Annotated in this window: 19 protein-coding genes and 2 pseudogenes; 16 read left to right on the forward strand and 5 right to left on the reverse strand. The window is 59.9% G+C overall.

Annotated features, from left to right (window positions below):
• Positions 1-291 precede the first annotated feature (291 nt).
• Complete coding sequence (locus tag ACA051_RS28720) at positions 292-813, forward strand: BRO-N domain-containing protein (RefSeq protein ID WP_497306356.1); 522 nt, start codon at positions 292-294, stop codon at positions 811-813.
• Between the two features lie 4 nt (positions 814-817).
• Here the strand turns inward: ACA051_RS28720 and ACA051_RS28725 are convergent, their stop codons facing one another.
• On the reverse strand, positions 818-1,081 hold the full coding sequence (locus ACA051_RS28725) for a HigA family addiction module antitoxin (RefSeq protein ID WP_497372823.1): 264 nt from the start codon (positions 1,079-1,081) through the stop codon (positions 818-820).
• A gap of 192 nt (positions 1,082-1,273) precedes the next feature.
• Here ACA051_RS28725 and ACA051_RS28730 point away from each other — a divergent pair, with 192 nt between their 5' ends.
• The 3 genes and pseudogenes from ACA051_RS28730 to ACA051_RS28740 all read left to right on the forward strand — a co-directional run.
• The gene (locus ACA051_RS28730; RefSeq protein ID WP_497372825.1) at positions 1,274-1,645 is read left to right on the forward strand and encodes a hypothetical protein; all 372 of its coding nucleotides are present in this window, start codon (positions 1,274-1,276) and stop codon (positions 1,643-1,645) included.
• A gap of 195 nt (positions 1,646-1,840) precedes the next feature.
• A complete protein-coding gene (locus ACA051_RS28735; protein WP_461956277.1) occupies positions 1,841-2,011 on the forward strand; it encodes a hypothetical protein in 171 nt (56 codons plus the stop codon).
• Between the two features lie 179 nt (positions 2,012-2,190).
• Positions 2,191-3,012 (forward strand): annotated as a pseudogene (locus ACA051_RS28740) (YifB family Mg chelatase-like AAA ATPase); the annotation flags it as partial.
• A gap of 45 nt (positions 3,013-3,057) precedes the next feature.
• Here the strand turns inward: ACA051_RS28740 and ACA051_RS28745 are convergent.
• The gene (locus ACA051_RS28745) at positions 3,058-4,422 is read right to left on the reverse strand and encodes a TnsB C-terminal domain-containing protein (protein WP_497372827.1); all 1,365 of its coding nucleotides are present in this window, start codon (positions 4,420-4,422) and stop codon (positions 3,058-3,060) included.
• Positions 4,419-4,967 (reverse strand): TnsA endonuclease N-terminal domain-containing protein, encoded by a 549-nt coding sequence (locus ACA051_RS28750; protein ID WP_497375648.1) that lies wholly within the window; start codon positions 4,965-4,967, stop codon positions 4,419-4,421. Before ACA051_RS28750 ends, ACA051_RS28745 begins: the two co-directional genes overlap by 4 nt.
• A 255-nt stretch (positions 4,968-5,222) precedes the next feature.
• On the opposite strand from ACA051_RS28750, the pseudogene ACA051_RS28755 reads away from it, so the two are divergent.
• Positions 5,223-5,897 (forward strand): annotated as a pseudogene (locus ACA051_RS28755) (ATP-binding protein); the annotation flags it as partial.
• A gap of 6 nt (positions 5,898-5,903) precedes the next feature.
• Here the strand turns inward: ACA051_RS28755 and ACA051_RS28760 are convergent.
• On the reverse strand, positions 5,904-7,115 hold the full coding sequence (locus tag ACA051_RS28760; protein WP_497372829.1) for an aldose 1-epimerase family protein: 1,212 nt from the start codon (positions 7,113-7,115) through the stop codon (positions 5,904-5,906).
• Between the two features lie 266 nt (positions 7,116-7,381).
• On the opposite strand from ACA051_RS28760, the gene ACA051_RS28765 reads away from it, so the two are divergent.
• Genes ACA051_RS28765 through ACA051_RS28815 form a run of 11 tightly spaced genes read left to right on the forward strand, consistent with a single transcriptional unit; the run spans position 7,382 to position 23,751 of the window.
• A complete protein-coding gene (locus tag ACA051_RS28765) occupies positions 7,382-8,731 on the forward strand; it encodes an SrfA family protein (RefSeq protein ID WP_497372831.1) in 1,350 nt (449 codons plus the stop codon).
• A gap of 17 nt (positions 8,732-8,748) precedes the next feature.
• Positions 8,749-11,814, forward strand: a complete 3,066-nt coding sequence (locus ACA051_RS28770) for a virulence factor SrfB (RefSeq protein ID WP_497372833.1) — start codon at positions 8,749-8,751, stop codon at positions 11,812-11,814.
• Positions 11,811-14,522, forward strand: coding sequence for a putative virulence factor (locus ACA051_RS28775; RefSeq protein WP_497306368.1), 2,712 nt, complete (start codon positions 11,811-11,813; stop codon positions 14,520-14,522). The genes ACA051_RS28770 and ACA051_RS28775 overlap by 4 nt, the downstream gene beginning before the upstream one ends.
• A 3-nt stretch (positions 14,523-14,525) precedes the next feature.
• On the forward strand, positions 14,526-15,542 hold the full coding sequence (locus ACA051_RS28780; protein WP_497306369.1) for a hypothetical protein: 1,017 nt from the start codon (positions 14,526-14,528) through the stop codon (positions 15,540-15,542).
• Positions 15,542-17,533, forward strand: a complete 1,992-nt coding sequence (locus ACA051_RS28785; protein ID WP_497306371.1) for a vWA domain-containing protein — start codon at positions 15,542-15,544, stop codon at positions 17,531-17,533. The genes ACA051_RS28780 and ACA051_RS28785 overlap by 1 nt, the downstream gene beginning before the upstream one ends.
• Positions 17,534-17,543: 10 nt before the next feature.
• A complete protein-coding gene (locus ACA051_RS28790) occupies positions 17,544-18,245 on the forward strand; it encodes an ABC transporter ATP-binding protein (protein ID WP_497306373.1) in 702 nt (233 codons plus the stop codon).
• Complete coding sequence (locus ACA051_RS28795; protein ID WP_497306375.1) at positions 18,229-19,452, forward strand: ABC transporter permease; 1,224 nt, start codon at positions 18,229-18,231, stop codon at positions 19,450-19,452. Before ACA051_RS28790 ends, ACA051_RS28795 begins: the two co-directional genes overlap by 17 nt.
• Complete coding sequence (locus ACA051_RS28800; RefSeq protein ID WP_497306377.1) at positions 19,442-20,986, forward strand: SUMF1/EgtB/PvdO family nonheme iron enzyme; 1,545 nt, start codon at positions 19,442-19,444, stop codon at positions 20,984-20,986. Before ACA051_RS28795 ends, ACA051_RS28800 begins: the two co-directional genes overlap by 11 nt.
• Before the next feature lie 46 nt (positions 20,987-21,032).
• Positions 21,033-21,764: a hypothetical protein gene (locus tag ACA051_RS28805; RefSeq protein ID WP_497306379.1), complete on the forward strand. Its 732-nt coding sequence runs from the start codon at positions 21,033-21,035 to the stop codon at positions 21,762-21,764.
• 4 nt (positions 21,765-21,768) lie between these two features.
• A complete protein-coding gene (locus tag ACA051_RS28810) occupies positions 21,769-22,275 on the forward strand; it encodes a hypothetical protein (protein ID WP_497306381.1) in 507 nt (168 codons plus the stop codon).
• 57 nt (positions 22,276-22,332) lie between these two features.
• Complete coding sequence (locus ACA051_RS28815; protein WP_497372835.1) at positions 22,333-23,751, forward strand: vWA domain-containing protein; 1,419 nt, start codon at positions 22,333-22,335, stop codon at positions 23,749-23,751.
• Between the two features lie 138 nt (positions 23,752-23,889).
• Here ACA051_RS28815 and ACA051_RS28820 read toward each other — a convergent pair whose 3' ends face one another.
• Complete coding sequence (locus tag ACA051_RS28820) at positions 23,890-25,866, reverse strand: methyl-accepting chemotaxis protein (RefSeq protein ID WP_497306383.1); 1,977 nt, start codon at positions 25,864-25,866, stop codon at positions 23,890-23,892.
• Positions 25,867-25,943: the final 77 nt, after the last annotated feature.

A 25,943-nucleotide genomic window follows, 5' to 3' on the forward strand; every position in this document is an offset into this window, starting at 1 on the left:
CAAAGATCACCACCGCCGTCCGATAGCGCCGCGAAGCCCAGGTTCCTAAGCTCATCCCCAGCTGAATATTTCAGCACTGGGTTTGGCGACCTGGATAGCATCTAAACGCATCGCGACCACGTTCGAATCAGGGAATTATTCCCATCTCGAATTATGGCGGCTGTGCGTGGGAGACCTTCGGGTCTGCCGGTTTCCGGATGCACCGGTTCGCCAACCCGCGCATAGCTGCCACCCTTTTCGTTTGGCGACGATCAGAGGCAGTTTCCTTAATTCGCATCCGGGAGCTGCACCATGAATGAAAACTATCTAATCCCCCACGTCTTCACCCGCCACAAACTCCACCTTCACGCGCTTTTGATCGAAAACCAGCCTTGGTTCAGCGCCCGAGACCTCGGCCGTCTGCTTCGCCTATTCCTCGACGAACGCGCCGTCCGAAAACTCGATCCCGATCAACATCAATCCGCGCGAGTCGTTATCCACGGCACCCTCGATAACACCCTGCTAATCAGCGAATCCGGCGTCTACGCCCTGCTCGTCTACCACTACTGCCCCGAATACCGAGGCCTGCGTGAGTGGCTGACCCACGACGTAGTGCCAGCGCTCAGAGATGCCCAACAACCGACGTCAAGCGAACGCCCGGTCCTGAGTCTGTTGAACTGGCCGGAGATGTCATTGAGTTTGCTGCACTGGAATAATCAGCCATGGATTCGGTTGCAGGATGTTCCGCAACTGTTGCCGAGCGGAGAGCAGACGCAGCGCCCGGTCAACGTGCCATGGTGGAAAAAAGCTTCGCGAGCGCTGCATTCGCTTTAAGCGCTCATCCACGCTCGATTTCGGCGCTGCGATGATCGTAGCTCGATTGCAGATTCAACCAGAATTCGGGCGTGGTATTCAAAAGCATGGATAGCTTCTTCGCCAGACCAACACTGACATCCCTCTGCCGTCTCAGAACGTCGCTCACTTCGGCCTCAGGCTCGCTCAGCGAACGAGCCAAAGCCGCTGTTGTAATGCCAAGTGGTGTCAAAAACTCCTCGCTGAGAATTTCACCAGGATGAATCGGCCGCATTCCAATCCGGTGCATTTACGTCTCCTATGGTTGCGTTTAGCCGTGATCATAAGCAGCAACCTTCATCTGGCAAGACCCTCCGAGCGCTTTCACTGGCGTCCTTCACCTATCTAGGCACGGTCCTACAAAAAGCAGCTCCATGGCCTGATTTATCGGTGCACACCGCTCCTTTAACCTTTTCTTTCTGATTTTCGAAAGACACCAACAATGAGAAGAAAAGGAAAAGGCACGGACCTCCGTAACCAAACCATTAAATCGGATGTAAGGAAGCTCACCTACAAAGCGTTTATTAAAAAAATCGCGCCTCGTGCTTCAAACATCGACATATCAGTTGTCAGGATTGAGCCGATTACTGCCGCAGCGATAGAGAAATGTCATTTATGGGAAGGAGTAGCAAACTACCCGTGGGAACGCATCCCCGAATGGAAGCGAAAAGATGCCAAAGGTTTGGATTTGGCAATTTGGTATGAGCAGAATCTTTGCGGCTTGTGCTATGCAACACCGCGACGAAGCGCTATCTGTCTGAAGATAGTACTTTTGCAGGGGATCCAGACAAACTCCATCCGCTTCGTGGCTTGATAGCTCCAGTCGCACTGCTGGCCGCAGAATTCTATGCGCGTATGCTGGAGTGCAGGGAGATCGAAATCCAAGATCCTGATCCAAATGTTGTTTTTTACTATCGAGAGCTCGGGTTCGACTTTGACCAGACCAACCGCCTTGTCATCTACTTGAGCGACCAATAACATCCAGGTAAACGAATCGCAGGAGGTGTACGTGAGCCCCAAAAAGCGAAAAGCCAAGCTGTTACAGCTTGCTGAGTTTCACGCCGAAGCACGTCGCTTGGCTGGAGATTTATCGGCTAATCAGCGACGCTTTATTGAAGTAGGCATCGCGCGCGGCAAAGAACTTGAGCCCGGTGGATGGTTGGCCGGCGGAAGAACCTAAATACCAATTCTTGAAAAAACCGCCTAAATGGCGGTTTTTTTTGTGCTACGTGACTATTCCGTCCCGTACTCGCAACATCCAGTGAAATTTTACCCGCGTAACCACCCGCCAAATCCACCTCCTCCGTCTACCCTTCAAAAACCGCAGGAAGCGGTTCCCGTAAAGCTCAAGGAACGACCATGTCCCTCTCCATCGTTCACAGCCGCGCCCAGATTGGCGTGGATGCGCCCGCCGTTACCGTAGAAGTCCATCTGGCCAACGGTCTGCCGTCATTAACGATGGTCGGCTTACCCGAGGCGGCAGTGAAGGAAAGCAAGGACCGGGTACGCAGCGCGATCATCAATTCAGGCCTGCAATTTCCGGCGCGGCGCATCACGCTGAACCTCGCGCCTGCGGACTTACCGAAGGACGGCGGACGGTTCGATCTGGCGATTGCACTGGGGATTCTGTCCGCCAGCGTGCAGGTGCCGACGTTGACGCTGGATGACATTGAATGCCTGGGAGAATTGGCGTTGTCAGGCGCGGTACGTGCCGTAAGAGGTGTGTTGCCGGCTGCGCTGGCCGCACGCAAGGCCGGGCGCTCACTGATGGTGCCGCGGGCGAATGCCGAGGAGGCGTGCCTGGCGTCCGGGTTGAAGGTGTTTGCCGTGGACCACCTGCTGGAAGCCGTTGCGCACTTCAATGGACATACGCCGGTTGAACCCTACGTTTCCAATGGCTTGCTCTACGCCAGCAAACCCTATCCGGACTTGAATGAAGTGCAGGGGCAAATCTCGGCCAAGCGCGCATTGCTGATTGCGGCGGCTGGGGCCCATAACCTGCTATTTAGCGGACCTCCGGGAACTGGGAAAACGTTGTTGGCGAGTCGTTTGCCGGGTTTGCTTCCACCGCTAGCCGAAAACGAGGCGCTGGAAGTCGCAGCCATACAATCCGTCACCAGTTGTGTGCCCTTGAGCCACTGGCCGCAAAGACCCTTCCGCCAGCCTCATCACTCCGCCTCCTGTAGGTTTTCGAAATTAATGCGAAAAAATCTAAATTAATGCGACTCAAACGGCCTTACCCGTCTTGCCAGGCTCGCTTGAACTAGCAATCCAAGGCAGAGAAGGGCTCATGTAAAGCGCTGAGTGGGGTCGGTTGTGATACAGAATGATCGTCCGAACCAGCCACTCCTCAAACTCACCCATCGTGAGTGCAGCATGCTTGTCGGAATCGTAGCCGTCTCTATCAGGCACGCTGCTGTGCGTAGTACCCGGCAGTTCATGTAGCTCTCTCATGAAAGTACCGAGCAGGCGTTCAATATGGCCGCCGTATTTGGGCCGCTTTACTGGGCGGAATTGATTTTCGATATTGTAATTTGCGCACGAACGACGGAAGTTTTCTGCCTGGAAGTCAGGTCCGTTATCGGTATGGACCATTCGAGGGAAACCCCACACTGGCCATTCACCGCGAACGTTGTGAAGATTCAGCCAAGCCTCTTTTGGCAGGATAGAGTGGGCAACGCACATGCCGACGGAAATTTCGGAAGGTTCCTCAAGGGCCAGGTAATAGCCGGTGATCATGCGCGAGTGCACATCAATCGCTAGGCTTAGCCACAAACGACCAATGGGCTTGCGATGCCGATCATCCACAATGATCAGATCAATCGGGGTGTGATCAATTTGAACGACCGCCAGCGGGTAATCGGCGCCTGGAAACTTACCAACTGAGGGTGTATGCCGATTACGAGCTTGATCAGCATATCCACGTCTACGCAGCTTGATCTTCTCAGGAATGCGCTTGATCCTTGCCCTGATAGCGGATGCGCTGGGTGGCTTAACTCCCTTAGCCTTGGCCCGCAATTCGATTTCGGCAATGGTCGATTGGACAGTTCGCCGCTGAATCGTCAGGTAGTGCTGCTCGATCACTTCATCAATGAGTTTGTCGGCTTGTGCAGTCAATCGGCTGTTACCGGATTGCCAACCCCGCTTGCGCGGCACGAGCGCAAGCACTTCGTGCCAACTTTGATACCGATCCAGCCACCGATAGAGAGTGGCAGTATCAACACCTACTTCTTTGGCTCTCTCCTCTACGCTCGCTCTGGGCAAGATCGAATCGCGCAGTAAGGGCTTGATGGCTGAGAACCGCTGTTGCGCTATTGCCCACTCATCCGAACTGATCGTCGAGATGTCGTAGTTCACGTACAGGCCGTCGACTCGGTCTTGCGCGACAGGTTGGAGTTCGGAAATGCGGAGCGAGACGCTACGGCCGGTCTCGACTTCTACTCCGACGACGTTCTGAAAGTCGAGTAGCTGGACGATTCGAAAGATTTGCTTGTCACAGCTAACCATTTCCCCGACTTCGACCAAGACACGCTCTCTGGAGGGTTCGAATGGGGTGAAGTGCTCATCCGTGTCGATTTCATAAATGTTCATGGCGTAGCCACCCAGAGTTCAAGGTATTCATTCAGCGGCTCGGTGATATCACACTCCACCCGGCCAGTAGCGATTAGGTGCCAGAACAGCGCAACACCGCGATCCCGGTACACGCCTTTGAAATGGCGAGCCAAGAGATAGTGCACAGGTGCAAATTCCATTTCCTGAAGCGTCTTCAGGACCATCTCAATGTCTTCACGATCAAAGTCCAAACGCTCGAAACGCTCTAGGAACGTGATGTTATCGAGCGGCAACCCACGAATGCGCGACTCGTCATAGATGCTGAAGGTCCAGCCCTCTTCCCGCGCGTATCGGCGTGCAGCCTTCCATTTCCCAAGCCAGGCGCGCCAGTTATTTCGCCACTCATAAGCGGGCTTCACTTCAACCAACATTGGCTTGATGTAGTCCATGTAGTTAACGCCCGCCGGCTGACGGTAATGCACCAGAAAGTCAGGGGTGTAGGTCAAATCGCGCCCTCGTGAATCAACAAAGTCGACGCGGACTGGCTGGGCAACCACTGACTCGACCCGATGAGAAAACCTCATTCGCTTTAAGAAGTCGCGCTCAAGCAGTGATTCGTACGGCACGCCACCTGCGCCGCGAAACGGCAAGAAACCTGAAACGCTGCGACGTGTCGGCTTGATAGGGCGGACCTGTTTAGGTTGGTCGCAGCTATTTCTAGTCATTTTCAATCCTGTCGCATCTAATTTGAAAGTTTTTCGCATCTATTTGCGTAATCAGAAGCCGTATCTTGCGGCTTCTAGCCTAGTTCTTTCGCAGTTATTTAGGAAGCCGACACCTCCGGCCCGGCATTGGTGGGCGGTGGTTCGAAGCCGCAACCCGGCGAAATCACCCTCGCCCATCATGGCGTTCTATTCCTCGATGAACTCCCGGAATTCGATCGCAAGGTGTTGGAGGTTTTGCGGGAGCCGTTGGAATCCGGGCACATCGTGATTTCCCGCGCCAAGGACCGCGTGAGGTTTCCGGCGCGCTTTCAATTGGTGGCCGCGATGAACCCGTGTCCCTGTGGATATCTTGGAGAACCCAGCGGCAAATGCAGTTGTACGCCGGACATGGTCCAGCGCTACCGCAACAAATTGTCGGGGCCACTGCTGGACCGGATCGACCTGCACCTGACCGTCGCTCGGGAAGCCACGGCGTTGAATCCTGCGCTCAAACCCGGTGATGACACCGCCACTGCTGCGGTGCTGGTCGCCAACGCCCGGGAGCGGCAACAAAAACGCCAAGGTTGCGCCAACGCATTCCTTGATTTGCCGGGGCTGCGTCGTCACTGCAAGTTATCCACAACTGACGAAGTCTGGCTGGAAACCGCCTGCGAGCGATTGACCTTGTCACTCCGGTCGGCCCATAGACTGCTCAAGGTTGCGCGCACGTTGGCAGACCTTGAACAGGTCGATGGCATCACCCGCGAACATCTGGCGGAGGCATTGCAGTATCGGCCAAGCACAAACTGACAAGAATCATTCTTTAGTGAGATCAACCAACGGCGTTTGTCGCACCTCAGTCGCCCTCCCACCCTGAATCTCATTCACCCGCTCCAACGCCTTATCCACAGCCCCCTTATCCGCCAGCAAACTGTAATGAATCTGAAACTGCTTCTGCTCTTTAACCCCAATCATCGGCACCAAACCAATCGGCCGTTGATACCGTCGGTTATAGGAAAAACTCGTCCCAGGCTCCAACCCGGTCACATACCCCTGCCCTTGTGTATCCGTGTTCTTCCACAACGAAAACACCGGCAACTGCTGCGTGTTGAACCCAACCGACACCCCCAGGCTCCCGGCCTTGTTATGCAACACAGTCAACGTATCGCCCTTGGCATCGCCATAAGGCACAACGTTGTAAACCGTCTCGTCGTAGTCCTTGGTCGGTGCACGGTAAGTCTGCCAGTCCGGCAAATCCCCTTTGGCCTTGTCGTTGAACGGAGACACCTGTTTAACCGGCGCCGCAAAACGCGCGCCCTGTTCCAGGAATGGCGTGCTGAAGTTGCTGTGGTACAGCGCCTGATATTCCTTCGGATAGTCGCCGTTGTTGGTCAAGGTGTCGTTCAGGGCGAACGCTACGCTGCCGGCTTCAGTGACCAATTCGGTCACCACCGAGAAATCGACTTTCTTGAACGCCTGCTCTTTAAGTTCGCCACGCAGGCTGATGGCGTAAGGCGGTTTTTCGTCGATGTGCAGGGTGACTTTACTGGCCGGGATGTTGGCGGCGCGGCCGTGCAGGGTCAGGAGTTCGCCGTTATCCATGCCAGGATGACCGACCCATTCGTAGCCGCAGCGGGCCACCAGTTCGTTGAAGCCTTCGAGCCAGCCCAGTCCGCCGCGGCCGTTGAGCTCGATGAAGGACGGGTTGACCACGTCCTTGACCGGCGAATCCCAGCCCATGCGCACATCGCCGACCGACGCTTGCAGCACATTCATGCCGCGAGTCGGCACCACCGAGAGTTTCAGTGTGCCGTTATCGATGTCGACGATGCTGACGCCCTCCTGCCGACCGCCATGCAAGGTGCGCAGAGTCACGGAAAAAGGTTTGTCGGTTTTGACACCGAGTTGCTGGCTGGTGATCTGCCAGTTCTGGGCAGCCTTGTCACTGTCGAGCAGGACATAGTCCCAAGCCATGGCATGGGAGGCGGACAGCGCGCCAAGGGCAACGACTAATTTGAGCGGGGTCATGGGGAAGCCTTTCTTGGAGTTGTGCATTTTTTATAGCGCTGATGAAACGATTCAGCAAGCTTAAAAAAGCGAACGCCCGAGTCTTCCCAAATCAATTCACATTGCCCCCATGCAACCTCCGCACGCTTACGCTAGTCTCATACGGTTTTGGACCTCCGCTGATTGACGGCGACATCATTATGACATTAAGGTCGCCAGCTAAATGCAGGAGCAGGAACAGACGCCTTTGTCTGTCATTTTTGCGCAACGCAACATATGGAGTTTGAATGCGCGGGGCACTATTACGCAGCGGTAAGAGCGGGTCATTCACAGCCCTGGGCGAAACAGGTCAACCGGTCTACCGGGCAGCCCTGCAATTGCGCGAAGCCATTCGCCGCAAGAACCCCGACATGGTCGATCACCTGGCCATTCCTCAAAGCGATGAACTCGGCAACCAGATCGATTGGTACAGCGGTCTCGACGGCGATGTCATCCCGTGGAGCAGTGCGACCGAAGAAGAACGCGCGCCGGCCCGTCGCCAACTTGAAGCCCTGAAGACTGCGCTCGATGAGTTGAGCCAGCGTTTCCTTGGCACCGATCCGGCCGAACAGCAGCAAGGCGACAAAGCCGTGTTCGGCAAGCTGCTCAAGCGCGTCATTCATTTCCCCGACGAAAACTTCGTCTACCTGGTGCAAGGCAAACCGGTGCTGACCTTCTGGGGTTTCGAGCACGCCGGTACCGGCAATCGCGACCCCCTGCACTGCCTTTATCAGGTTCCGCCTGTGTTCACGCTGCCACCCGTGGTCGAAGAACCGGTGGTGGCGCCCGTCGTGCCAGTAGTGGCTCGTCCGTGGTGGCGTCGCTGGTGGTGGCTGTTGCTGTTGCCGTTCCTGTTGCTGCTGTTGTGGCTGCTGCTCGGCTTGCGCGGGTGCGTGCCGATTCCGTTGGTGGCGGTGGACTTGCTGCCTGAGGGCATCGTGCCAGTGGAAAAACAGCTGGAAGAGCCGCAGCTGACCGGCAATGTCACAACGCTGAATGGCGTTCCCGTGACCGGCACGGTCGCAGGTTCCACCACGGGCACAGCCGTGACCGGCACTCATGGTGTGGAAGCTCCAGCCGTTGCCGGTAACGAAGCTGACGCCGCGACCGCCGACGTAACACAAGACCCGGCCGCCGAATCCCCGACCACGCCACCCGAAAACAAAACCGAGGCGCCTGCCGTCACACCGCCCGATGCGCAAAAATCCGCCGCCGCAAAACCCGGCCCGGCCCTGAGCATTCCGCCTGACGCCGCCGACGGCGCGGCCAAGTTCCTCGACGGTCAGTACCGCGCCGGTGCCGGCATTCAGGATCGTCGGACCGGCAAACCGCTGCGTCTGGAATACCAGCTCAAGGACGGTAAGGGCGAAGTCACCGTACACCAGGCTGACGGCACGAAGTGCAGCGGGCCGGTGAGCGCTACCATGAAGGGTGGCAGCCTCGCCATCGACAGCCAGGGCCAGGCCGTGTGCGGCGATGGCAGCACTTACGACATGCCCAAGGTCAACTGCCGCAAAGGGGCGACCACAGTCGCGGACTGCACCGGCGGTTATGGAAAAGATCAATTCCCCATGTCCATGCGTCAAATGGGCGAATAAGACTGGAATAACCCGACATGTTGCCTGAAGTCACCCAATTCGAAGACACCGTCACGCTCGTCAGTGACACCGGTATCCAGTTCATGGATTTCGCCCTGCACCTGGATCCTCGCAAGGAACCGGCGGGCGAGTTCGCGCCGATGATCAGCGGGCTGATCTGCCGCCTGATGTACAACGAAGAGAAAGACTTCTACTTCTACGAGCCCGAACCGGAAAAGGTCGAGAAGGCCAAACCGGCGTTCAGCGTCGACATGAAAAGCAGCCTGGAGCTGCTGGACGGTGTCTGGCTGCCGACGCCGTTTTTCCGCTTCATGCCGCCACACCGCTTCGACGAAGGCCCGACCAACTGGTCGCGGATGCGTCTGGTGAAACTGGCCACGCCCGACATCGACGGCAACACCCATCGCCTGACGATGGCGTTCGACAGCCGTGTCATGCCCAAGCGTGACGGCACTGCTTATCTGGCGCCGAACGAAGAAGACATCAGCTCCGGCGTGTCCTTCAAGCTGGCGACCAAGGCCAGCGAAACCCGTTGGTTTCTGGCTCAGCCGTGGGTCAATGAATGGCTGCTGGAAGTGTTCAACGAAGGTAATGCCCATCGTTCGCGCGAAGAGCTCGACATCGACATACGCGCCAACCATCACCTGGCGCACTACCTCAACCTGCTGAGCCTGTTGAGCACGCCATCGGCGGCAGCGCAGTCGACCGCCAGGCCGAAGGTGGAAATTCCTGAACTGAAAGTGGTCGCCAACGACAGCAATGGCCTGGTCAAACCGATTCCGGTGGACCTGGTGCTGGACGTCGGCAACTCGCGCACCTGCGGCATTCTGATCGAGAACCACGGTCAGGCCGGCTCCGGGCTGAAGCAGAATTACGTGCTGGAACTGCGTGACCTGATCACCCCCGAACACACTTACAACCTGCCGTTCGAAAGCCGCGTCGAGTTTGCCCAGGCGTATTTCGGCAAGGACCACTGCTCGGTCAAGAGCGGCCGGCACGATGCGTTTCAGTGGGCGACGATCGCCCGCGTCGGCAATGAGGCCAGCCGTCTGGCCAGTCGCCGTCGCGGCACCGAAGGCTCGACGGGCCTGTCCAGCCCGAAACGTTATCTGTGGGATGAAAACGCCTACGGTCACGGCTGGCGCTTCAACTGCTCGTACATCAAGACCGACAACGAGCCCTACGCCACCGCCGCGCCGTTCTCGCACCTGATCAACGAAACAGGCGAGGCACTTTACAGCCTCGAAGAAGACGATCGCCTGCCGGTGTTCATGCCGCGTTACTCGCGCAGCTCGCTGATGACCTTCATGCTCGCCGAAGTGCTGGCCCAGGCGCTGTCGCAAATCAACAGCCCGGCCCAACGCTCGCGACAGGGTCATACCCGCGTACCGCGCCAGCTCAACAGCATCACCCTGACCGTGCCGCCGGGCATGCCCCAGGCTGAGCGCAGCATCCTCAACGAACGCATGCAGCAGGCCATCGGCCTGGTGTGGAAAAGCCTCGGCTGGCACGCCGGCGAGGAAGACCCGCATCAGGATCAGGCCGTCAGCCCGCGCACGCCGATCCCGAGCATTCGCGTGGAATGGGACGAAGCCTCCTGCGGCCAGTTGGTGTACCTGTACACCGAGGTTAACGAGAACTTCGCCGGCCACCCGGAAGAGTTTTTCGACACCATCGCCCGGCCGGACAAGACCGACCGCGAACGCATCACCCTGGCGACCATCGACATCGGCGGCGGCACCACCGACCTGGTCATCACCGACTATCGCCTCGACCGCGCCGGCAACACCGGCAGCGGCAGCAACGTGCACATCGTGCCCGAGCAGCGTTTTCGCGATGGCTTCAAAGTGGCCGGCGACGACATCCTGCTGGACGTGATCCAGGACTTCATCCTGCCGAGCTTCGAGAAAGCCTTGCAGAACGCCGGCGTCAAAGCCCCGGATTCGCTGATGTCGCGGTTGTGCGGCGACGAATCGGTCAGCGCCCAGGACATGATCCTGCGCCAGCAATTGAACCTGCAGGTGTTCGCACCGCTGGGCCTGGCGTTGCTCAAGGCTTACGAGCATTACGACCCGCAAGTCCCGCAGGAAGTCAGCCCGCAAAGCTACCGCCAGTTGCTGGGCGACAACGCGATCAGCCAGACCGTGCTCGACTACGTCAACGCCGCCGTGCGCCGCGATGTCGGGGGCCAGAGCGGGTTCGACCTGTACGAAGCGCTGATCGGCTTCGACCTGCAAAAGCTCCACGCCGCGTTCCTCAACGATCAGATCAACATCACCAAGATCCTCGGCGCCCTCTGTGAAGTGGTCGCGCATTACCCGTGCGATGTCTTGCTGCTGACCGGCCGCCCTTCGCGCCTGCCTGGCATCCAGGCGTTCATTCGCAAGGTGTTGCCGCTGCCACCGGGGCGCATTCTGGCGCTGCAAAACTACCGCACTGGCGGCTGGTACCCGTTCCACAAGAACGGCCGGATCGACGACCCGAAAAGCACCGCTTCGGTGGGCGCCATGCTGTGCCTGTTGTGCGCCAACCACAGCGTGCCGAACTTCTACTTCCGCTCTTCGGCGCTCAAGCCGTATTCGACGGTCAAGCACATTGGCGTCATCGACCTGAACAACGTGATCAAGGATGCCGACGTGCTGTACCGCGACATCCAGTCCGAAGACTACAAAATCAAGTTGCCGGAAATCGGCACGGGCGATGACGCCGATACGCCGCAACTGGAAATGCGCGGCGACCTGCGCCTCGGCTTCCGCCAGTTGGCCGCTGATCGCTGGGCCGCTTCTCCGCTGTACACCTTGCGGTTCACCAAGGCCGGCCGGGAGAAGTTCTCCAGGGCGATTGGGGAAAACGGCAGTGCGCCGCTGCTCAAGGTGCGCTTCGAAGTCAAAGCGGCCGACAAGTACACCCGCAAGCAGGATCTGGTCAGCGACCGCCTCTCGGTTCGCGACATCGAATCCAACAGTAACAACGTCAACTTCAACCCGCGCAGCGACCTCGAGCTGGAACTCAACACCATGCTCGACGCCGGCCTGAGCGAGACCAAGTACTGGCTCGACAGTGGAAGTGTGAAACGCAAATGAATGACCTGACCCCCGAACAAACTCAGCTTTCAGCCCGTTGGGCCGCTGTTTATGAAGGTGCCGGTCAGGCGCTGGATTGGATTGGCCAGACCCGCGGCAACGCGCCACGGCTGGACAGCGAAGCCGACAACCTGAACATCCGCCTGCACCGGGCCCGCAACCTGGCCCACAGCCTCGGTCGCGTGGCTTGCACGCCGATGACCATTGGCTTTTTCGGTCTGTCCCAGGCCGGTAAGTCCTACCTGATTTCGGCGCTTGCGGCCGGTCAGAACGGCAAACTGGAAACCGATTTCGGTGGCCAGCGCCTGGACTTCATCAAGCACATCAACCCGGTGGGTGGCGGCAAGGAAGCCACCGGCCTGGTGACGCGCTTCAGCCGCCGCGCCACGCCAAGCCAGGATCCACAATTCCCGGTCGAGCTGACGCTGTTCAAGGAAATCGAGCTGGCGAAGATTCTCGCCAACTCGTGGTTCAAGGACTTCGACCTTGAGCGGATCTCCTACGAGATCGACGAAGAGCGCATCCAGCGCGTGCTGAAACCGTTTGAAGGCCGCGAGACCGGGCCGCTGCAACCGGGCGTCAGCGCCGACGATCTGGTGTCGCTGTGGGACTACCTGCGCGACAACTTCCGCAATTCGGTGAAAAAACTTGAGCACCTGTATTGGCCGACGGCGTTGCAACTGGCACCCCGCCTGAATTTCCAGGAGCGTGCCGAGCTGTTTTCCATCCTTTGGGGTGAGCAGAGCGAGCTGACGCGCGTGTACCAGCAATTGGCCGGTGCGCTGCACAAGCTGGGCCTGCCCGAGACCGTGTTCGCGCCTTTGAAGGCCTTGGTGAGTTTCGAAAACGACACCTACAGCCAGCGCGACAGCATCATGAACGTCGACATCCTCGAACGTTTCGGCAGCCCGCAAGACTTGCCGATCGATGTGCGGCCCCAGGTCGACGGACGCCTGCAAAACAGCCAGGGCATCCCGGTCGCGCAACTGGCGGCACTGACCGCCGAGATGACCTTCGGGTTGATCGAAGCCCCGGCGGACGACATCGTCAACCAGGTCGACTTGCTGGACTTCCCCGGTTATCGCGGGCGCAAGAAGCTGCACGAGATCGCCAACTCCAGCGACCCGGAATCCGCCACCAAGGACAACTCCGTCTCGCAGCTGATCTTGCGCGGCAAGGTTGCTTACCTGTTCGAACGCTACACCGACAACCAGGAAATGAACGCGCTGGTGGTCTGCACCGGCTCGACCAAACAGAGCGATGTCAACGACGTCGGCCCGGTGCTGACGCGCTGGATCGAAAAAACCCAGGGTGCCGATGCAGCCGCTCGCAGCAAACGCGACACCGGCCTGATCTGGGCGCTGACCATGCTCGACCTGCGCATCACCAACTCCCTGAGCCTGACGCCTGATCAGTACGACGAGAGCTGGAACGGCATGGTCAAGCTGACGATGCTCGAACGCTTCGGCAGTCTGAGCTGGATGAACGACTGGGCCGGCACGCCGTTCCAGAACACCTTCCTGGTGCGCAAACCGCGCATGGACGCGGCGTTCATTGTGCAAGACGCGACCGGCGCCGAAACCGGCCTCAACGCCAGCTACCAGGAGCGCGTCGACGCTCTGGGCACAAGCTTTGCCGGCAATGAGCTGGTGTGCAAACACATCAACAATCCCGCCAACGCCTGGAAGGAAATGCTGCGCAACGATGACGGTGGCATCAGCCACTTCAGCGGCAGCTTCAAAGGCGTAGCCAACATTGAATTCAAACTGCAACGCATCCGCGAACAACTCAACGAATGCCTCGAAGGCCTGACCACTCACGGCCTGAGCACCTGGTATCACGCCGACGGTGACGGCGCCGCAGCGGCGAAGAAAGCCCAAGCGCAGATGATCCTGACTGGCCTGGGCCGTCGCCCGGCGGTGCTCGGCGAGTTCATCGATGAACTCGACATGCCCAGCGAGTCGGTGCGCGACCTGTACCTCAGCGGTGTGTACGAAACCGATGACGCGCCCGCCGCCAGCGATGAGCCGGCCGCGCCGACACCCAGCCAGAGCCTGTACGGCAACGACGCCGGGTTCGACTTCGATTTCGGCGACGACCTGAGCCATGAAGCACCGGTCAGCAGTAAAACCAACACCCCGACGCCGGAACTGCAAAGCAACGAACACCGCTTCGCCAAAGCCGCGTTCAAGGCCTGGATTGCACACCTTCGCGAACTGACCACCCGGCAAAGCCTGCTCACCCTGCTGGGGCTGGAAAAGGCGTTGATCGAAGCGGTGGTCGACGAATTGATCACGGCCGGTTATCGCCAGGACTTGCCCGGTCAACTGAGCCGCGCGGTGCTCAAGCGTGCGCAAAGCGGCGCGCGGCGCGATCAACTGGTCGAACGCCAAGTGCTGGAAGTGCAACGCGTGCTGCGCGATTTCGTGTCCTGGTTCGGCTACCTGCAAAAACCGGTCAACGAGCGCCCGAACAGCCGTGCCGGTGCCAAGGCGCCGTTGTTCTCGTTCTATACCGACATCGGTCCGGGACAAGTGCCGGTGCTGCCGCCACAACCGGCGAACCAGGCGCAACGGTATCTGGGCGACTGGCTCTCAGGCCTGGCCTACATCACGCAGGACAACGCCGGCCATGGTGCCGGTCGCGAAATCACCCCTGAACAGAATGAACGGCTGGGCCAAGTGCTCACAGCCTTCACAGCGAGATAAGCAATGCCAATTCGTGTCGACCTGCTCGCCTTAGAACCCAACGTGCCTGGCCAGGCGTGCCTCACTGTGAAGAAATGGCAGGGTGGCGAAGAACAGCTGGAGTTCTCCATTCAGCGTAACCAGGACGGTTTCTACCTCCAGGATCAGAAGGCCTGGAGCAACAATCCATTCTGGTTCAAGGTCTCGCGTTTCAGCGTTGCGGCCAGTGGTGAAGCCCTTGAAGCCCAGGTCGGCCCGGAAGTGGTCGATCCGCTGCTCGAAGGCGGTGCCAATTCGCAATTCATGATCGAGCTACGCGAACAGAGCCAAGGGCACACCGACAAAGGTGTGGTCCGGCCAGGCGTCGGGTTGCTGCCGTCCACGGCCGGTGGCCAGACGCGTTCGACTTACGGTGGCGCGGAGTTGACCGCACCTGCTGCACCGGAACCCGAGATTCCAGAGCTGCCGGAACTGGTCCTGAACACCGCCGAGCCAGAAATCGAACTGGAATCGGTGCCCAACGAACCCGCTTACACCCCTCCTCCGGCCCCGGTGAAGAAAAGCAACAAAGGCCTCATCGGCCTCGCGCTCGTCGTGCTGTTGCTGGTGGCCGCAGCGGCCGGGTTCTGGTTCTACAAACGCACTCCGGCCCCCGCCCCGGCCATCGCTGCCGCCGCACCGGCCGGTGCCGATGCACAAGCTTGCACCCTCGACAGCATGAACAGCCTGCCCGAGCTGACCTTCGTCCAGACCTGCATCAAGGCCGCGCCCGACAGCGCCAAGTTGCTGGAGATCATCAACGAAGCCAAGGCCGGCAAGCACTGCGGCATCGCCCAGCGTCTGTACGCCAACCGTGCCCAGGCCGGTGACGCGCTGATCGCCAACGCCTATGCCCGCGAATACGATCCTAAATACCTGAAGGCCAGTGAGTGCTTCCCGGTCGCGGACAACGCCACCGCCGCCTACTGGTATGAAACGATCCTGACCCAGGACCCGAACAACACCGAAGCCAAGCAGCGCTTCGAGGAGTTGCAGAAGTGATGCGTTCGCCCCTGAGTCGTTTCCTGCTGAGCAGCGCCGCGCTGTTGGCGCTGTGTATCAGCCCGTTGTCCCAGGCTGAAGACAAACCGCTGATCCAGGCCGGTAAAAAGACCCTGTTCCAACGCGTGCTGACCACCCCAGGCTGCAAAATCAGCCCAACAGCGGGCGGCGCCGCCGGCGACGAGCAACCGGTGTTCAGCCGTTTTTATGTGTACGAGCGTGCGCAAGCGGCCAACGCCGAATGGCTGAAAGTCGGCCCCGACAGTTATGGCAAAACCATTGGCTGGTTGCCGGCAAGCTGCACCACCGACTGGAAGATGCAGCTGACACTGGCGTTCACCAACCCGGCCAACCGCGACCGGCTGCTGTTCTTCAAGGAACGCGCCACGGTCGAAGGCATCCTTGATGCGCCGGACCCGGTGAGCAAAGTCGCCCCGCTGCGGGCCACGCTGAAAAAGGGCAAGCAAGCACCGGGCGTGCTTGCCGAAGAACCTGAATACTTCGTCGACCTGCAAAAGCAGTTCTACCTGCTGCCGGTCCTCAGCGGCGAAGAAGTGATGACCGAAGGCGGTTTCCGTACTCGGCTGCTCAACGTCGCATCGGTCAGCAAACCGGATGACAAGAACGCCAAGGGCGGTGCTGCCAACAGCGCGGCCGGCGGCAAGGAAGCCGAAGACAAAGCGGCCAGCCAACTGAAGGAATTCAGTGCGGCGGTGGTGTTTGTCATCGACTCGACGATCTCGATGGACCCGTACATCGACCGCACCCGCGAAGCGATCCGCAAGGTCTATCAGCAGATCGAATCGCAGAACCTGGGCAAGCAGGTCAAGTTCGGTCTGGTCGCATTCCGTTCCAACACCCAGGCGGTGCCGGGCCTGGAATACACCACCAAGATGTACGCCGACCCGACTCAGGTGAAGGACAGCGCCGACTTCCTCGCCAAAGTCGCCGACCTCAAGCAGGCCAAAGTATCGAGCAGCAGCTTCGATGAAGACGCCTTTGCCGGTGTCATGGAGAGCATCGACAAGGTCGACTGGAGCCAGTTCGGCGCGCGCTACGTGGTGTTGATCACCGACGCGGGCGCCATCGAAGGCGATGACAAGCTGTCGAAAACCGGTTTGAGCGCCTCGCAGGTTCGCCTCGAAGCGGCCAATCCGGGCGTGGCGATTTACACGCTGCACCTGAAAACCCCGGCCGGGATCAAGGACCACGCCAAAGCTGAAGCGCAATATCAGAATCTGTCGACCTACCCGGGCACCAACACTTCGCTGTATTACCCGGTGAACGCAGGTGACATTCAGGAGTTCGGGCGCAAGGTGGATTCGCTGGCCACCGCGATCACCTCGCAGGTGAAAGCCGCCTACATGGGCGAAGACGCCATTGGCAGCGCGGTGAACGCCAAGCAGGACCCGGCCGAGAAGAAAATGCTCGAAGACGCGGCGCTGATCGGCCACGCCATGCAGCTCGCTTATTTGGGCGAGAAGACCAACAGCAAGGCGCCGCCGGTGTTCAAGGCATGGATCACCGACCGTGACCTGATCAAGCAGAACATCCCGACCACCGACGTGCGGGTGCTGCTGACCAAGTCCCAGCTCAGTGACTTGAGCGATGTGATGAAGCAGATCCTCGACGCCGCCAACGAAGGCCTGATCTCGCCGACGGAAATGTTCGAGCGCCTGCGCTCGGTGGCCGCGACCATGGGCGCCGATCCCAATCAGCTCAAACAGAACGGCAACGCCAAACTGGCGGACATGGGCGTGCTCGGCGAGTACCTCGAAGACCTGCCGTACCAGAGCGAAGTGCTGAACCTGGACGAAGAAACCTGGAAGAGCTGGGATGGCCTGGCGCAGGAGAAATTCATCCGCACGCTCAATACCAAACTGCGGCACTACCAGCGTTACAACGCTGACGTCGACCGTTGGGTGGCGTTAGCCAAGGACAGCGATGCACGGGACAACGTGTACCCCGTGCCACTGGAAATGATGCCTTAACGAGACGCCGATGCTCGATATCAAGAACCTGCTGGTGCGCCGTGGTGAAGGCGCGCTGGCCCATCACGTGCGCCTGCCGCGCTTGCAGGTCGGTGCCGGGGAAATCCTCGCCATCACCGGCGAGAGCGGCAGCGGCAAAAGCACGTTGCTCGAAGCCATCGGCCTGTTGCTGGCACCGGTCGAACTCGAGCGTTTTCGGCTGGGCGCAACGCAGGATCAAGACATCGCGCAATTGCTGGCCACTGATGACCAGCCGGCATTGGCAGCGGTGCGTTCGCGTCACTTGGGGTTCATTTTGCAGAGCGGCGGTTTGCTGCCGTTTTTGAGCGTGCGCGACAACATCAGCCTGCCGCGCCGCTTGCTCGGCATGCCGGTCAAGAGCGCGCACATCGATCACGCAATCGAGGTGTTGCGCCTGCAAGGCTTGCTGGATAAACAGCCTCAAGCGCTGTCGATCGGCGAACGCCAACGCGTGGCCTGCGTGCGGGCGATTGCCCATGAACCGCTGCTGCTGTTGGCCGACGAGCCGACCGCGGCACTCGATCCCCACAGTGCCCGGAGGTTGTTCGAATTGTTGATGAGTCTGGTGTCGAGCATGGGCTTGAGTGCACTCGTTGTGTCCCATGACTGGGCCTTGCTGAAGGATTTCGGCTTGCCGCGACTCGGCGCTATCAGCCGTCAGGGAGAGACCCTGTTTGAACCGATGGACTGACCGCTTGCGCCTGCTCGGAACGCTGGCCCTGCAAGACCTCTGGCACGACCGCAAAGTGTCGTTGTGCATCGCCGCCTCCCTGGTGGCGGTGATCGCGCCGCTGTTGCTGCTGTTCGGACTCAAGCACGGGGTGGTCAGCCAGTTGCAGGACGAATTGCTGCGCGACCCGCGCAACCTTGAAGTGAAGATGCTCAGCAACGGCAACTACGACAGCGCCTGGATCGAGCGGGTGCGCCAGCGTCCCGAGACCGGATTTGCGCTCGGCCAGACCCGCTCGCTCAACACCCAGGCAGACTTGCTGATGGGCATGCAACGGTTTGTCGAAGGTGCGGAAATCATCGCCACCGAACCCGGCGACCCGCAATTGAACCTGCCGCAACTCAACCCGACCGGCGACCAAGTGATCCTCAGCGCCCGCGCCGCGCAACGCTTGCAGGCCAAGGCCGGCGACCGCGTGCAACTGCGTGTGTTGCGCCGACTGGAAGGCGTCAACGAGCGCGGCGAGATGACGCTGACAGTGCTGGCGGTGCTCGACGGTGCGCGTTTCGGCCGCGCGGCCGGGTTTGTCGCCCCGCCGTTGCTGCTGAACCTGGAGCGCTTCCGGGATGGTTACCAGGTCAGCGCATTCGGCATCGAAACCGGCAAGCCGTTGGGCGATCTGCAACCGCTGTATGCCCGCGCCCGCCTTTATGCCCGCGACATCGACCAGGTGGCGCCGCTGGAGCGCTGGCTCAACGAACAACACATCGAAACCTCAAGCCGACTGGCCGACATCGACAACGTCAAAGCCATCAACCATGTGCTGGGACTGATCTTCGGGGTGATTGCCCTGGCGGCATTGATCGGCTGTGTGGCGTCGATGGTCGGGGCGTTCCTGGCCAACATCGACCGCAAGCGCAAAAGCCTCGCGGTGCTGCGCCTGCTGGGTTTCAAGCGCACGGCTGTCGCCGGGTTCGTGGTCCTGCAAGCGCTGGTGCTGAGCCTGGCCGGCTACCTCGGTGGATTGGGGTTTTACGCTGTTGGCAGCCATTTGTTCGACTACCTGCTCGGCAGCAGCCAGGCCACCGGCACCTTTGTCTGCCACATTACAATCTGGCACGGCCTCGCCGCCCTGCTCCTGACCTTTCTGGTCGCTGCACTGGTGGCCGTGATCGGCGCCGTGCGAGCGATCAACATCCAACCTGCGGAGAGTCTGCGTGAGCTATAAACGTTTTGGCTTGCTGTTGCCCCTGAGCCTCGGCTACCTGCTCGACGCTTCGGCGGCGGGCTGGGAAGAGAAGTATTACAACCCGATGCCCGATGCCAGCGACGTCGTGCTGCCGATGCCGTGCGAAGGCTCGATGGTGTTTCGCAAGGTGTTCATTCCGGTGGCCGGACCGCTTGACGACTACCCGATCAACATCGGTCAGGACGGCGCGGAATACGGCTACGTCGAACAGACCCGGCCGACCTTCATCGCCGGCAGTTTCACCGGCGCCAAGAATGACAAATCCCGCTACTACCTGATGGCCAAGTACGAGATGAGTCAGCTCCAATACGCCGCGCTGACTGAAGAAACCTGCCCTACCGCCGCCACCAAAATGCGCCTGCCGCAAGTGTCCGTGAGTTGGGTGCAAGCGGTCGAAGCGGCGGACAAATACAACCTGTGGCTGCGCAAAAACGCGGCCGGCAAATTGCCGAAAGAAGACGGCGCACTGGGCTTTCTGCGTCTGCCGACGGAAGTCGAGTGGGAGTTCGCGGCGCGCGGTGGCCTGGAAGTCGGCGCGGCTGAGTTCCGTGACACGCGCTACCCGATGGCTGACGGCATCAATGCGTATGAGTGGTTCGCCGGGGCGCAATCGTCCAACGGCAAACTGCAATTGTCCGGCCTGCAAAAACCCAATCCATTGGGCCTGCACGACATGCTCGGCAACGTCGACGAGATGATGTTTGAACCGTTTCGCCTGAACAAACTCGACCGCCAGCACGGTCAGGCCGGTGGCTATGTGGTACGCGGCGGCAACTACCTGACCGCTCAAGCCGACCTGCGTACCGGGTTGCGCAAAGAAGAGCCGTACTACAACGCCGAGGGCCAGGTGAAAAACAAAACCACCGGCCTGCGTCTGGTGCTGGTCTCGCCGACCCTGACGTCCCGCGAACGTGTCGCCAGCATTGAAAGCAGCTGGAAGAAACTGGGTACCGGCAGCAAGGAAACCGAGTCGGCCGATAAAGGCACCGTTCAGTCGCTAAACACCCTGGCCTCGGGCGTCGAAGACAAGGCGCTCAAGGAAAAGCTTCAGGCGTTGGAAAACCAATTGCGCGCCAGCAACCAGCAGCAGGAAGAAACCCGCGACCAGGCAATCCGCGCCAGCCTCAACCTCGGTGCGTTCCTGTGCACCAAGATGCTCGACGACGGCCAGTACGTGGACTTCTTGCAGAAGAACTACAAGCTCAATTGCGAAAGCGCGGACAAAGACGCCAGCTGCGACATGCGCAAAGGCAAGCTCGATGAGCAGAAGGATCGCCTGCACAAACTCAGCCGTTACTACGCCAGCAGCCTGGTGGAATCGGCGACCTTGTACGGCCAGCCACTGCTGGAAGCGCAGGTGCCAGTGATGGAAGAGATCATCACCCGCAACAAACAGCTGCAAGAGCTCAAACCCTATTTGCGCACCCACTGGGCCAATCAGAAGACCTTCCTGCAAAAGCAAAAGATCGACACTGACGCCTGGCTGACCAGCTGCAAAACCGTCACTCAATAACTCTCTCAATAACAACACGCCAACACCGTCACCAAGGAGTTTCACCATGTCGCGCAGCCTTTGGACTCGCTTCAAGCTTCAGATCGCTTTTGTCCTCACTGGCAGCCTGCTGCTGACCGGTTGTGCCAACACCGGCAGCTCGATGCTCGGTGGCAGCGAGGGTGCCGACCCGCGCCTGACCCAAGGCAATGACGCAGAGTTCTTCAGCAAATCCGGTTACCAGGCTTGTGCGGTCGGCGCCGGTGTCGGCATCCTCGGTTGCGCACTGTCCAATAGCAGCAACAAGGCGGTCTGCGCCATCGCCGCCGGTATTACCGCGTGTGGCGTGGCCATGGGCGCGAACTACTACCTGGATCAACGTCGCAGCGAATACTCCGACACCGCCACTCGCCTGGCGAAGATGAACAGCGACGTCGAGCAAGACACCCAGAACGTGATCGCCCGTACCGCGACCGCTCAGCAAGTCATCAATGATGACCAGGCGCAAATCGCCCAGATCAAAAAGGACATCGCCAACAAGAAAGTCGACAAGACCAAGGCTCAGGCGCAGATCGCCGAGATCGACCAGAACATCGCACGCCTGCGTAAAGACCTCGGCAACATGCGCACCAAAGTCACCGAGTACACCAAAGTGGCGGATGCCGAGCGTGCACAAGGCGCCGGTACCGAGATCAAGCAGGTGGACATGAACATTCTGAAAATGAACCAGAAAGTCGCCGCCCTGCAAAAGGAAGTCGACGGTCTGTACAACCAGCGTTCCGCGATCACTCTGGGCTAAGCACATGACTCTACGACAGCTGGCGGTCCTCACCGCCGTCCTGGCCCTGAGCGGTTGCGCGACGAAGCCGGGCGAATGCGATGCGACCAATCGCGACAGCAGCATGCTGACCAAGATGAACTGCGACTACTCTGGAGGTTATAGCGACCAGGTCAAGCAGAAGGAACTGGCCCTGACCGCGTCCCGTCAGGAAAACGCGATGTTCCGCCAGGTGTACGAGAACATTCAGGCCCAGCAGCTCAGCACCAAGACCGACCTGGCCAGCCAGCAGAAGTCCCAGGCGGCGCTGAACCAGTCGCTGGGCCAGTTGCTGACTTCGCTCAAAGCCCGGCATGGCAATAAAAGCCAGGTGCAGAAGCAGATTGCCGGGCTCGAGCAGCAGCTCAAGGCTTCACAGGCGGCGCCCGCGACCAAGCCTTCGCCTGCGACGCTGGCCGCCAAGCAGGAACAACTGAAGGCCTTGCAGAAGAAAGTGAATCAGCTGCAATTCAGCCTCGGTTACGAAGAGTAACTTTTCACCCCGCAGGCCTGCCGATGGCGGCCTGCACCCTTTTCAGGAATCGTCGTCATGCAGCGGGTCATCAGGGATGCGCAAGCCACACCAGAGGGGATGAGTGCGCTGCAAGCCAAAGTCGCCCTCATCCAGAAACACTTTCCGCCGACCGTCGCCAGCCTTTTCGCCATCCCGCGAATGGGCAGCGGCGACGTGCTGGAATGGTGGACCGAACTGGGTGGCCAACCCACACCCTATGCCGACCTCAACGAGGACGCGCAACGACGTTTGCTGGAAACCTATGAAGTGCGTCAGACGTCCCTTGGACAGCTGGCGGACGAACTGCAAAAACGCGGTCAGCCCACGGTAGCGGATGACCTGCGCAGCCTGCTCGGCACGCCCGAGCTGGACAAACTCTACAGCCTCAACGGCGAACCGCTGGTGGTGCGCTGGAACCAGCGTCCACCCAAACCGATCGTGCCACCCGTTGTTCCGGTGGTGCCGGTAGTGCCGCCGTCGCGTCGCGGCTGGTGGATCGCGGCGGCCTTGCTGGCGCTGCTGTTGCTGCTTCTGGCGCTCTGGGCTTACTGGTGGTTTATGCACCGCGAACCCGTCGTCGTGGTCCCACCTGTAGCGCCAGTGGTGACACCGGTCGAGAAACCGGTTGAGCCTGTTCCCGAGCCTGTCGTGGAGCCGGAACCTGTTCCAGAACCCGAACCCGTGCCCGAACCCGTGCCAGAACCGGTACCGGTACCGGCACCCAAGCCCGTCCCGCCACCCAAACCGGTCGTGGCCGCCCCGCCACCGGCCCCGACGCTGGACAACTTCGCTTGCCGCAAAAAAGCACCGAACGCAGAGATCCCGCAATTTGTGGTGGTGCTCGACACTTCGGGCTCGATGGATTTGAACATCAAGTCAGTGAAAGCCGACGAGGACTGGTTCTTCGGCAACGAGCTCAACAAGTACCTGGACGTGAACCGCACCACGCAGATCTTCGCCAAACCGAGCCGCATGGACGTCGCCAAGGACTCGCTGGCCGGCATGATCAACGGGCTGGACCCGAAGATCGACACGCGCCTGATCACCTTCGCCGGCTGCGAAAGAACGCCGGACCAGGGCGTGTTCAAGTTTGGCGACCGCCAGCGGCTGATCAACGGGATTCGAGGCCTGGTGCCCAACGACGGCACACCGCTGGCCGACAGCCTGGCCCACGCAGCAAGCACCGTCGACGGGCGCAATAACGATGCCGTGATCGTGATGTTCGTCGACGGGGAGGACGGTTGCCAGAAAAACGTGTGCGCCGTGTCCCGCCAAATCGCCAGGGATCAACCGCGGCTGCGGGTCAACGTAGTGAAAATCGGTGCCGGCGGCCCGTCACGTTGCATCGCTGAAAACACCGGCGGCCGGGTTTACAGCAGCACCAATGCGGCGGAGCTGGGCAAGCAGTTGAAACTGGCGAGCAAGGAAGTGTCGAGCAATGCCAAGTGTGATTAATCACTCGGCTTGGTATTGAGGTGAGCCCAATCGCGAGCAGGCTCGCTCCTACAGGATTTGTGTTGTTCACACGATTGTGCGACTACACAAATTTCCTGTGGGAGCGAGCCTGCTCGCGATGGCTATTTCAGCGACGACTCAACGAAACCGGTCAACCTCGTGGCGCAAGTCCGCCGCCAGCTTCTCCAGCTCTTTAGCGGTCACGGCCAGGTTCGACACTACTTCACGCTGCTCGCTGTTTGCCAGCGCGATGCTTTGCAGGTTGCTGCTGAGCAATGTCGCGGTGCTGCTCTGCTCCTGGGTCGCGGTGGTGATCGCCGCGAATTGCTGGCCAGCCGAACGGCTCTGCTCATCGATCCGCGCCAGGGCCGAGGCTACGTTGGCGTTGCGTGACAGGCCTTCCTGCATCAGCACGTTGCCTTGTTCCATGGTGCTGATCGCATTGCCGGTTTCCTGCTGGATGCTTTGAATCATCCCGGAAATTTCATCAGTGGCCTGACGTGTACGCGACGCCAGGTTTCGCACCTCGTCGGCAACCACCGCAAAACCACGACCCTGCTCACCGGCACGGGCCGCTTCGATGGCCGCGTTCAGCGCCAGCAGGTTGGTTTGATCGGCGATCGAGGTAATCACCCCGACGATCCCGCCGATTTCCTGGGAGCGCTGCCCCAAGGTATTGATCACGGTGGCGGTGCTATTCAACGCGCCGGCGATTTGTTCCAGAGACGAGGAAGCCTCGTCCATCGATGTGCGACCGATCTGGGTTTGCTGTGCGTTTTCCTGCGCCAGACGCTGGGTGCTGCCCATGTTGTCGGCGATGTTCAGGGAAGTCGCGCTGAACTCTTCCACGGCGCCGGCCATGCTGGTGATTTCGCCCGACTGCTGCTCCATCCCTTCATAAGCACCACCGGACAGGCCGGACAAAGCCTGGGCGCGGCTGTTAACTTCGCCCGAGGCCTTGCGGATGTGCTCGACCATGGTCGACAAGGCCTGGCTCATCTGGTTGAAGGCACGGGCGAGCTGACCGATTTCGTCATTGCTCGTCACGCTCAGGCGCACGCTCAAATCACCGGCGCCCAGGGCTTCTGCCTGACGCACCAGATCGCCCAGCGGCGCGAGTTTGCTGCGCAGCAACCAGACTGCCGAACCCACGGCAATCAACATCGCCAGCAGACTGCCGATGGCCAATTGAATGCCGACGCTCCAGGTCACGGCGCTGATTTCAGCTTTTGGCATGCTCGCCACCACCGACCACGGGCCGCCGTCGAACGGCACGGCCACGCTGTAGAAGTCTTCGGACTTGTCGCTCCAGAAATCACCCTTGCCCGGCGTTTTCGCCAGATCGACGATGGCCGGGACCGCTTGATCCAGCGCTTGCACGCCGGCAATCGGCACCAACCATTTTTTTTGCTCATCGAGCAGCGCCAGCGAGCCGGTCTGGCCGATGCGGAAGCGTTTGAGATTCTCGAACTGCGCGTTCTGCGCGTCGGTGTAATCGAATCCTACGAACAGCACGGCAATCACCTTACCGCCGCTGTCGCGTACAGGCGTGTACTGCGTCATGTAGGAGCGGTCGAACAGCAAGGCGCGGCCGACATAGCTCTGTCCCGCCATCAAGCGTGCATAGGCCGGGTGAGCGTGGTCCAGCAAGGTGCCGATGGCCCGGTTGCCGTCCTGCTTGCTCAAGGAGGTGCTGACGCGGATGAAATCTTCACCGCTGCGCACAAACACCGTCGCAACGCCGGCGGTCATTTGCTTGAACTCGTCCACTTCCTTGAAGTTGTTGTTCAACACTTCGCTGCCCAAGTGCAGGCCTGGGGTCTGCACACCGGCCACCGCCACCGGCTCATCCGGGTGCACGCTCAAGCCGGCGCTGAAGCGCTTCTCGAACAGACCGCTCAGGCGCTGGGTGCTTTCACGCAACGTGCCGTGAAAGGTACTCAACTGATCGGCCAGCAACCGGGCCTCACTGGCCAAGTGCTCTTCGCGTGTGGCGAGGTTGGCGGTGTCCAGCGAACGCAAGGCGAACACGGTACTGCCAGTGATGACAATCGCCAATATCACGGCAAGCGCAAGACCAAGCTGTGAGGCGATCCGGGCACGAGGTTGAGACATGACAGCTCCTGGCCGAGTGACCGGATCATCCTGATCACGATGCACACTCGGCAAAATTCTAATAAGGGGAATTACAG

It is taken from the genome of Pseudomonas sp. LBUM1669 (assembly GCF_059695705.1).